This window comes from Variovorax sp. P1_H2, assembly GCF_056405295.1.
The window spans coordinates 94,368-103,458 of record NZ_JBFUCJ010000006.1; the positions used below are offsets into that span (position 1 = coordinate 94,368).

The 9,091-nt window shown below is 63.7% G+C and carries 11 protein-coding genes and 1 pseudogene; 5 read left to right on the forward strand and 7 right to left on the reverse strand.

Going from position 1 to position 9,091, the window contains the following annotated elements:
- Positions 1-96 precede the first annotated feature (96 nt).
- Together AC1D2E_RS04220 and AC1D2E_RS04225 are read left to right on the forward strand one after the other, a co-directional pair.
- On the forward strand, positions 97-969 hold the full coding sequence (locus AC1D2E_RS04220) for an IclR family transcriptional regulator (protein WP_478196249.1): 873 nt from the start codon (positions 97-99) through the stop codon (positions 967-969).
- A 10-nt stretch (positions 970-979) separates the two neighbouring features.
- Positions 980-1,147, forward strand: coding sequence for a helix-turn-helix domain-containing protein (locus tag AC1D2E_RS04225; RefSeq protein ID WP_478196250.1), 168 nt, complete (start codon positions 980-982; stop codon positions 1,145-1,147).
- A gap of 73 nt (positions 1,148-1,220) precedes the next feature.
- Here AC1D2E_RS04225 and ypfH read toward each other — a convergent pair whose 3' ends face one another.
- The 3 genes from ypfH to AC1D2E_RS04240 form a co-directional block, all read right to left on the reverse strand.
- A complete protein-coding gene (gene ypfH / locus AC1D2E_RS04230) occupies positions 1,221-1,844 on the reverse strand; it encodes an esterase (protein WP_478196251.1) in 624 nt (207 codons plus the stop codon).
- A gap of 25 nt (positions 1,845-1,869) precedes the next feature.
- Positions 1,870-2,676, reverse strand: a complete 807-nt coding sequence (locus AC1D2E_RS04235) for a dioxygenase family protein (RefSeq protein ID WP_478196252.1) — start codon at positions 2,674-2,676, stop codon at positions 1,870-1,872.
- A gap of 61 nt (positions 2,677-2,737) precedes the next feature.
- The gene (locus tag AC1D2E_RS04240; protein WP_478196253.1) at positions 2,738-3,370 is read right to left on the reverse strand and encodes an NADPH-dependent F420 reductase; all 633 of its coding nucleotides are present in this window, start codon (positions 3,368-3,370) and stop codon (positions 2,738-2,740) included.
- A gap of 132 nt (positions 3,371-3,502) precedes the next feature.
- Between AC1D2E_RS04240 and AC1D2E_RS04245 the strand changes: the two genes are divergently transcribed.
- The 3 genes from AC1D2E_RS04245 (at position 3,503) to AC1D2E_RS04255 (ending at position 6,123) form a co-directional block, all read left to right on the forward strand.
- Entirely contained in the window at positions 3,503-4,405 is a 903-nt protein-coding gene (locus AC1D2E_RS04245) for a LysR family transcriptional regulator (RefSeq protein ID WP_478196254.1), read from the forward strand.
- Between the two features lie 157 nt (positions 4,406-4,562).
- Entirely contained in the window at positions 4,563-5,546 is a 984-nt protein-coding gene (locus AC1D2E_RS04250) for a zinc-binding alcohol dehydrogenase family protein (RefSeq protein ID WP_478196255.1), read from the forward strand.
- 28 nt (positions 5,547-5,574) lie between these two features.
- The gene (locus AC1D2E_RS04255) at positions 5,575-6,123 is read left to right on the forward strand and encodes an antibiotic biosynthesis monooxygenase (protein WP_478196256.1); all 549 of its coding nucleotides are present in this window, start codon (positions 5,575-5,577) and stop codon (positions 6,121-6,123) included.
- A 241-nt stretch (positions 6,124-6,364) separates the two neighbouring features.
- On the opposite strand, the pseudogene AC1D2E_RS04260 reads toward AC1D2E_RS04255, so the two are convergent.
- The 4 genes and pseudogenes from AC1D2E_RS04260 to AC1D2E_RS04275 form a co-directional block, all read right to left on the reverse strand.
- Positions 6,365-6,526, reverse strand: a pseudogene (locus tag AC1D2E_RS04260) (IS630 family transposase); the annotation flags it as partial.
- Between the two features lie 98 nt (positions 6,527-6,624).
- Complete coding sequence (locus AC1D2E_RS04265) at positions 6,625-7,965, reverse strand: sensor histidine kinase (RefSeq protein WP_478196257.1); 1,341 nt, start codon at positions 7,963-7,965, stop codon at positions 6,625-6,627.
- A gap of 16 nt (positions 7,966-7,981) precedes the next feature.
- A complete protein-coding gene (locus tag AC1D2E_RS04270; protein ID WP_478196258.1) occupies positions 7,982-8,665 on the reverse strand; it encodes a response regulator transcription factor in 684 nt (227 codons plus the stop codon).
- Between the two features lie 22 nt (positions 8,666-8,687).
- A partial coding sequence (locus AC1D2E_RS04275; protein ID WP_478196259.1) for a MipA/OmpV family protein occupies positions 8,688-9,091 on the reverse strand: 404 nt, incomplete at its 5' end.

Below are 9,091 nucleotides of genomic sequence, written 5' to 3' on the forward strand. Positions count from 1 at the left end.
AATATTCATGGGTGTCGTACCATGTTCACGCGGGATCATCACACGCCCGCGCTCGCTCGCGACGTCAGCGAGGTTCACAAAGATTTGAGGCTTGAAATGAAAGACGATCTGAGGGCCGCCGAACCGGAGGGCAGGAGCTATTCCGCTCCAGCGCTGGAAAAGGGGCTCGACATCCTGGAGATCTTGTGTGCCAGCGACAAACCGATGTCACAGAAGGAGATCGCGCAGGTCATGGGCCGCAGCGTCGGCGAGATCTACCGAATGCTCGCCTGCCTGATCAGTCGCAACTATGTCGCCCCGGTCGATGAAAGCTACTACAGCATCACGACGAAGCTGTTCGAGCTGTCCCACATCAATCCGCCCACTCATCGGCTGCTGATGGAGGCGACGCCCATCATGCAACGGCTGGCCAGTGAGCTCGACCAATCTTGCCATCTCACCGTCTACGGGCAGGGCAAGCAGATCGTCATCTGCAAGGCGGATACGCCCAGCGGCATGGGGTTCGCGGTGCGGGTGGGGGCTGAACTCGATGTGCTGATCTCCGCTTCGGGCCGCGTGCTGCTTGCCTTCCAGGACCAGGAGACTCGGCGGTTGCGGATCGAGGAGTCGCTGCAGCGTCGTCCCGAACAATCCGATCCGCAAATCGAGAGCATCCTGGATTCGGTGCGCGTGAGCGGGTTCGAGTCGATCCCGAGCGTCCAGGTGCGAGGTCTCTACGCGGTGAGCTTCCCTATTCTTGACACTCAGGGCCGTTCCATTGCGGCTTTGACGGTTCCCTATGCCGAACGCATCGATCAACAGCAGCGCAAGTCCATACCGGAGGTACAAGAAGCGCTGGGCGCAGCGGCGCGGACGCTGTCGGCCAGGGTCGGCGGAAATTTCATCGGGCTGAAGGTTCCGCAGAGCATCGTTGACTCAGGCGCTGCTCCGGCTGGCCCGGCGGCAACCATGGCGCGCGGCGTCCGATAGTGAGTACTTGATGCAGGCCCGTGTTGCGGTCATGCTGGCGCTGCGCGAGCAACGCTTCCCGAGCATTGCGGAAGCAACGCTGGCTTGCGGCTTCTCCAGCCACTCGCACATGACGGAGGTCTTGCGGCGTCTCTTGGGAACCACGCCGAGCGAGCTGCGGCAAAGATCGGCCTCTTGAGTTCGGCTGACGTCGCGCGGCTGCAAGCTGCAGCGTTCACTCGCTCGGCGGCCAACACCCAGCCTTGAACGCCCTAGACGGGACCCAGCCGTGCGGCCAAGCTTGCGAGAAGCACGGGATGGGGCTCATGGCCCACATGCGGCGCGATGTCGACCATGATCTTGGTTCCCAACTGAAGGAGTCGGGCCTGCGCCGCCTGCGCCAACGACGAGGGCATCACCGGATCGGCGCTGCCGTGCAGCAGATGAATGACCGCCTGCGACTTGTACTCCGGCAGGCTGGCAAATCGGCCTGCAAAGGATACGACTCGAAATGCAGGCGGTCGCTCGAGCTTGGTCGACTCAAGCGCCATGATGGCGCCTTGCGAGAAGCCTGCGATCCACGTGCGCTCCGCATCGACGCCAGCAACGTCCTGCCAGTGGCGCACGGTCGCCAGGAAGGCGGGCATCGCTGCATCCACGCGCGCCTGACGATTTTCCTCGGTCACATTCCGCACCGAAAACCACTGCAGGCCGCTGGAGATGTCGGAAGGCTCCGGAGAAGCGACGCTGACCACGAAGGCAGCGCCATCCCGGCTGGCGAACCAGCGTGCAATACCCAGCATGGACTGTGGATTGGAGCCGACGCCGTGCATTAGCAGCATGAGACACGCCGCTTGGCCCTGCGGCTGCTGGACGACAATGGATGTGGATGTCATGTCTGTGCCCTCGATTAGTATGGGATCAGGCAAGGCCTGTCGCGGGAAGCTCGCCGAAGACATAGCCTTCCATCGAGAGCACGCCATAGGTAACGCCGCCTTCGATGACCTCGACGGATTCGCCCACACCGCTGGCGCCGGCAGCTATCAGCAACGGCAAAAAGTGCTCGTCGGAGGGGTGAGCGCGGCGGCTGTGCGGCGCACCACGAAAATCGATCAGCGCGGCCTCGTCGTGCGCAAGGGTGGCGTGGCGCGCCCATTGCACGAACTCGCGCACGTAGTCCTCGGGCGCCTCGGTCTCCGACTGCCGAAACTCGTACAGGTTGTGGGTCAGGCTGCCCGAAGCCACGATCAGCACGCCGTGGTCGCGCAACGGCGCCAGCGCGCGACCCAGCGCCCACGCGTCGGCCGGGCGCAGTTCGATCGGGAGCGACAGTTGCAGCACAGGCAGCGGCGCATCGGGCAGCATGTGCAACAGCGGCACCCAGGCGCCGTGGTCGAGCCCCTGCTCGTCCACCAGGTGCGCGGGTAGCCCGGACTGCGCCAGCAGCGCCGCCACCTCCCGCGCCACCGCCGGCTCGCCGGCCACGGGGTACTGCAGCGCGTACAGCGGCGCCGGGAAGCCGCCGAAGTCGTGAATGGTCTCGGGCCGAGCGCTGGCACTGATGCGCAGGCCGCGCGTGCGCCAGTGCGGCGAGACCACGAGGACGGCCCTCAGCCCGGACAGCGCGAGCACGCGCCTGCCGATGTCGTGCAGCAAGGGGCCGGCCCGGCCGGGTTCCAGTGCGAAGGTGGGCGCGCCGTGCGAGACGAATATGGCAGGAGTTTTCATGGGAGCATTCCTTGGTGCTGGCAGACCCGCGCCGCATGGCACGGGGATCTGCTTTTCGGACTCAGGCGCGGTGGATCCAGGTCGGCGCGATCTGCGTGCCTTGCCCGGCGCCATAGGCGAAATAAATGTTGAGGCCGGCCACGGGCTCCAGGTAGCGTGCGTTCTTCAACCCGCCCGCATCCACGGCCTGGAACCCGATGCTTTCGACCAGTGCACGCGCGGTCTGCTTGGCGCGCTCGTCGTCGCCGGCATAGAAAACAGGCACGGTCTGGCCGTTCGCGAAGGCTGGGCCCTCGGCCAGCACCTGCGCCAGCACCGTGTTGAAGGCCTTGACCACCAGCGCGCCAGGCAGCGCCTTGGCGATCTCTTCGGCGGCGGAGGTCTCGAAGCCCAAGGTCAGGCCCATGTAGTCAGCGGTCAGCGGATTCGTGATGTCGATCACGATGCGGCCTTCGAGCGAGCCAAGGGCTTTCAAGGCCGGCACGGCGTCGGCGTAGCCGGTGGCGACGATGACGACCTGCGAGTCGCCCAATGCGTCGGCCGGTGTTGCGGCCGTGACACCCGGATGGGCGGCGGCCAGCGCCTGAGCCTTGGCCAGGTCGCGCCCGGTGACGCGGACCTTGTGACCTGCGGCGCTGAGCTGCTTGACGAAGCCCGCGCCCATGTTGCCGGCGCCGACGAGTGTGATGTGCATGATGGAAGTCCTTCTGGGGATGGGGTTGTGGTTGAGCCGTGGCGTACTGCTGGCTTGGGTGAAGACTTTATTAAGATAAGAGCTCGAGATAAACAGCCATTCACGGCACACATTGTTTTGCCGTTCGAGACTATGGACATCCTCCAAGCCATGAAGACCTTCACCGCCGTGGTCGACGCCGGCAGCTTCGTCGGGGCCATGGAGGCGACGCAGTTGTCCAAGCCCGCCGTGTCGCGGCATGTCACCGAGCTCGAGGCGCACCTGGGCGCTCGCCTGCTGCAGCGCACGACGCGTCGCCTGTCGCTCACCAGCGAAGGTCAGACCTACTACCAGCGCTGCAAGGAGGTCTTGCTGGCGGTTCAAGAGGCCGAGGCCGAGGTGGGGTCCAGCACCGGCCAGGCGATGGGGCGCCTTCGCATCGGTGCGCCGCAGACCTTCGGGGCGCTGCACTTGGCCGCGCTCTGGGGGCGCTTCGCGGCCGAGAACCCGCAGGTGACCCTGGACATCGTGTTGTCGGACCGCGTGGTCGATCTGGTCGAGGAAGGCTACGACCTGGTGGTGCGCATCGCGCGGCTGTCCGACTCCAATCTGGTCAGCCGCGCGCTTGCCAAGACGCGCATGGTGCTGTGCGCGTCACCCCGATACCTCGCGCTGCACGGCACGCCCACGCAGCCGCAAGAGCTCGCACAGCACGACGTGGTCTCCTACGCCTACTGGTCATCCGGCGATGTGTGGAGCTTCCAGGGTCCCAGGGGCGAAGTGACGGTGCGTACGCGCTCGCGCATCAACGCCAACAACGGCGACACCTGCCGAGCCGCGGCGCTGGCGCACCAGGGCATCATCCTGCAGCCCGATTTCCTGGTGCACGAAGACCTGCGCAAGGGCACGCTCGTCGAACTGATGCCCGAGTTTCGTGCCGCCGAGCTGGGCATCTTCGCCGTCTATCCCACGCGCAAGCAGCTGCCGTTGAAGGTACGGCGACTGGTGGACTTCCTCGTTGAAGCGTTGCAGGCACCAGCTTGGGCCAAGGCATAGGACGCCATCGATGTATCCCCCAGCTCTACCCAGAGTGGAAAGATCGGGGCGCTATCGACCTGGACTCCTCACTAACATGGACACCCCATTCTTAGAGGAGCACTGCAATGCAGGCGAGCTTTTCGGCAAGGCGCCCGAAGCAGGCAGCGACTGAAACATGACCCAGACAATGAGGGCGGTCGTTATGCACGCGCCGGGCGGGCCTGAGGTGCTAAAGATCGAGCAGCGGCCGGTGCCGCAGCCGCAGCCGGGTCAGGTGCTGATCCGCGTGGAGGCCTTCGGGTTGAATCGATCCGAACTATTTACCCGACAGGGACACTCGCCCGGCGTCGCGTTTCCGCGCGTGCTGGGCATCGAGGCAGTAGGCACGGTGGACGACGCGCCCGGCAAGGAATTCCAACGCGGCCAGACCGTCGCCACGGTCATGGGCGGCATGGGTCGGAAGTTCGACGGCGGCTATGCCGAATACACCCTGGTGCCCGCGAGCCAAGTCCAGGCGTTCAGCACGTCGCTGTCGTGGGCGAAGCTGGGCGCGTTGCCCGAGATGCTCCAGACCGCCTGGGGAGCGCTCTTCCGCGCGCTGCGGCTGGCCAAGGGCGAGCGCTTGCTGATCCGGGGCGGCACCACGTCGGTAGGCCTCGCCGCCGCCGCGATTGCCAAGGCACAAGGTGCCGAGGTCAGCGCGACCTCGCGCAGCCCGACGGGCGAGGTGATAGTGCGCACGGCCGGCTCGGATCGATTCTTCCTCGACGACGGCGCAATCGCGCAGACGGTTCGCAATCAGTGGGATGGCGGCGCCGACAAGGTGCTCGAACTGGTTGGGACGACGACGCTCGCAGACTCTCTGCATTGCACGCGCGAACCCGGCATCGTGTGCATGGCCGGCATGGTCGGCGACCGCTGGTCGCTACCCGACTTTGCGCCGATGGACATGATCCCCACCGCGGTGTCGCTGACCACGTATTCCGGCGACGTGTCCGATTTCATGGCGACCCCGCTACAGCAACTGATCGACCAGGTGAGTTCAGGCGCCCTTGGCATTGCACCGGGCCGCGTCTTCAACATCGACGACATCGTGGAAGCGCACCGCACGATGGAGACGAACACGGCCGGTGGCAAGATCGTGGTGCTCACGCGTTGACGTGGGGCCCCGCATGGAGAAGTAAATCTTGAGCGAGCATGCCGTGACTGTCCTGATCAGCCGCAACGTCAAGGCCGGCTGCGAAGCGGACTTCGAACGAGTGACGAAGACATTGATGGAAGCCGCAGCCCGCTTTTCGGGCTACTTGGGCGCCCAGTTGGTCCATCCGGGCGAAGACCCCGAAGTCGAGGACGCCATGTATCACGTCGTGCTGGCATTCGACCATCAAACCGACCTCGACGCCTGGCACGATTCGCCAGAGCGCAAACGGGGAATGGCTGCGCTGGCGCCGTTCATTCAGGGCGAGTCCAGTTTTAAACCGATGTCGGGTTTGGGACTGTGGTATCGCACGACGCAACCAAGCCCACCGCGCTGGAAGGTCGCCGTGGTGACGTGGCTGGGTATTTGCCCCACGGTCTACGTGCTGTTCCTGCTGACGGGTGACTTGATGAAGTCGTGGTCGCTGCTGCCGCGCACGGTCCTGCTGACGCTCGCCGTTGTGATGTCGATGACCTGGGTCGTGGCGCCGCAGCTCACCAGGCTTCTTAGGCCGTGGCTGTTTTCCCGTCGATCGTAGCCGTAGGCACTTCATTGGCGAAGCCCCGAATAAAGTGAAGGGCCCGGTCCTGTCCGTCGCGGTTGACCACCGGACAGAGGCTTCGCCGTGTAGACCAGCCGTTCGCGAAGAAGAGTGCCAAGGTCGGGTTTCGGCAACCGCTGTCATTCGGCAGTCAAATTCGAAGGACAGCAGCCAGTCTTGAAGAGCCCTCTAGACGGGARCGACCATATCAGTGTCGTGAGCTAGAAGTTCGCAGACAGGGCAGCAACGGCTGCGTGCGGTCCAGCGCCTGGATTTGGCTTTTCTCATCCACGCACAGCACCATCGCCATCAGCGGTGGGTCCATGTACAGGCCGACGATGTCGCGCACCTTGTCCACGAACATCGGGTCGGTGGAGAGCTTGAAGATTTCCTGGCGATGGGCACCAGTTGGGTCTTGGGTCGTCCACTCATAGCCGCCTCGTCGTGTGACCACAATACACGACAGATTCGCGGGCTCGAAGATAGTTCAACGACCTTCTAACTCAGCACACTGATGCCTGACGTCGTGGCGCTGAACGATACGGAGAACTCCGCCCCCGATCGCTGGTTGCGCACCGAAATGGTCCAGCCGTGCCGATCGGCAATCTGCTTGCAGATCGCAAGCCCCAGTCCAGCGCCCTCATCGCGCCGATGCCGCCCGCGCCAGAAGCGCTTGAACAGTTCGGGCATGTCCTTCTCAGAAATGCCGGGACCATAGTCGCGCACAAGGATCCGCGCTTGACTCACTTTAACGACCACTCGTGATCCGGTCGGCGAATGATGAATGGCATTCTCGATCAAGTTCCGGATGAGGACCTGGGTCGCCCCCGGATCGGCGGCGACCACCGCTGCGCCGGGACACGCCACCTCCATAGTGATCTCCTTCGAGCTTGCCAGTCGAGAAAGCTGTTCGATGGCTGACTGCGCAACTTGCTCGATGTCGACGCGCTCTATTGAGTAGTTCTGTGGCTCACTGGTCTCCGCCAGATGCAAGAGTTGCTGGACATGGCGAGCCATGTGGTCCAGATCCATCAGCAGCAAGGTTCTGTCTGCGGCTCCATCGAGTTCGATCTGCCCTCGCATCAGGGTGATCGGTGTCTTCAGCTCATGCGCCGCAGCTGCCAGAAACTCCTGCTGAACACGAAAGCCCGTCTCCAGTCGTTCGAGGACGACKTTGAACATTCGAACCAGTGGCGCGACTTCCGCGGGTATGCCGCCCACCTCCAGTCGTTGCGTTAGGTTGTTGGGATCGATGCTCGCCGCGGCTTCGCTTACGCGACGAAGTTGATGAATCATTCGGCGCGTGGTTATGAAGACGACCAAGCCAAAGATCGCCAGGGCGATGACCACAGCGGCGCTGGCGCTCTTGCGTGCCACGGATCCAGCGATCGTGAGGATGGCCCGATCGAACCGATCACTGCGCACCATCTGCAGGTAGCTAACGTGGTTTGCAGGGCCCACGGGCAAGGTCAGCACATGAAGTGTCGTCTCGCCCCTGGGCAGCGAGAAGTCGGCGCGAGCGGGGTCGAACACCGCGCCCTCTGGAGCGAGTGCCGATGTTGCAAGGTCCGAACTCAGGAGGACACGACCCTGCTCATMGACCACGCGGTAGAACAGCTCTGTGCGGAGCGCATCGAAGATTTGGGTCAGCTCGGGAGGGAGTTCAGCGGATACTGGCTTGCCGGAGGCGTCGAAACGAAAATCCTTGCTCAGATGCAAGGCGATCTCCCGCTGGCCGATGCGACCCAGGAATGAGGGGTACTGCTCAGTCAGTGCGGCAGCACCGAAGAAGACGAGGGTCACGGTGCCGAGCAAGGCGAAGGTTGCGGCGAACAGCATGCTCGCCGACAGACTGCTATCGGGACGTCGAATTCGCCAGCGCATATCCCAGCCCTCTCATGTTCAGGATCTCGACGGTGGCCCCGATGGCGGCGAGCTTTTTGCGGAGGCGATGCAGGGCGACGTCCAGAGCATTGGGAGTCACTTGCTCGCTCAATCCCCAACCGGCAAGCTCCAATGCCGTGCGCCTGACCGTGCGGCCTTGCGCCTTCACGAGGCACAGCATGATCTGAAGCTCCGCCGGCGCCAGAGAGATCTTTTCGTCGTCGTGCCTCATCGAGGCTTCCGACGCCTGAATCTGCAGCCCGGAATACTCGGGCGCGAGGTCCTCCATTTGAGCCGGGCGGCGCAACAGTGCACGCACGCGCGCGACGAGTTCTTCCATGGAGAACGGCTTCACCAGGTAGTCATCCGCTCCGGCTTCGAGACCCTCGACGCGATCGTTGAGTGCGTCCCGGGCCGTGAGCATGAGGCATGGCGTCGAACTTCCCCGAGCGCGCAGCTGACGTACCAGATCAAGGCCGTCGCCATCGGGCAAACCGCGATCGACAATGAGCGCGGAGTACGAGAGCTGCTCGATCGCAGCCTCCGCATGCGCAATGCAATCGAATGCGTCGAGTTCGATGCCAGTTCCCTCGAACGCCTTGCGGATCAGCGCCGCCAGGCGTTCATGGTCCTCGACAAGTGCGACTCGGTTCACAAAAGCCTCCACAACAGTCTCATCAGAAGCGATACAGATACCCGACGCGGACGCCGGGTGTGGTCGCCTTGTTCACGATCGGGCTGCTCGTGATGCCGGTTCTTCGGCGCATCGCGCCCAGTTCAATGAAGACCCGCTGATGCGGATCGATCAGATAGCCGAAACGCACAGAGGCCTCCGCGTTCAGCGTGGCCTTGCCGAGGTACTCTGGCCTGGCTGCCGTCGCCTCGGCCGCCGTGACTCCGCAGTAGTAATCCACGTATTTCTTGTCCTGCCAAGTCAGCCCGAGGCCAGGGGTCAGTTCGAATCGACTGTTCCAGACGAATGACCGCTCCACACCCAGCTTCAGTTGCTGACCCTTACCGTGACCAGAGACATCGGCAAGCCATTCCGCCTTCAGTTTGGCATACGAGGTCGCCCACGTAG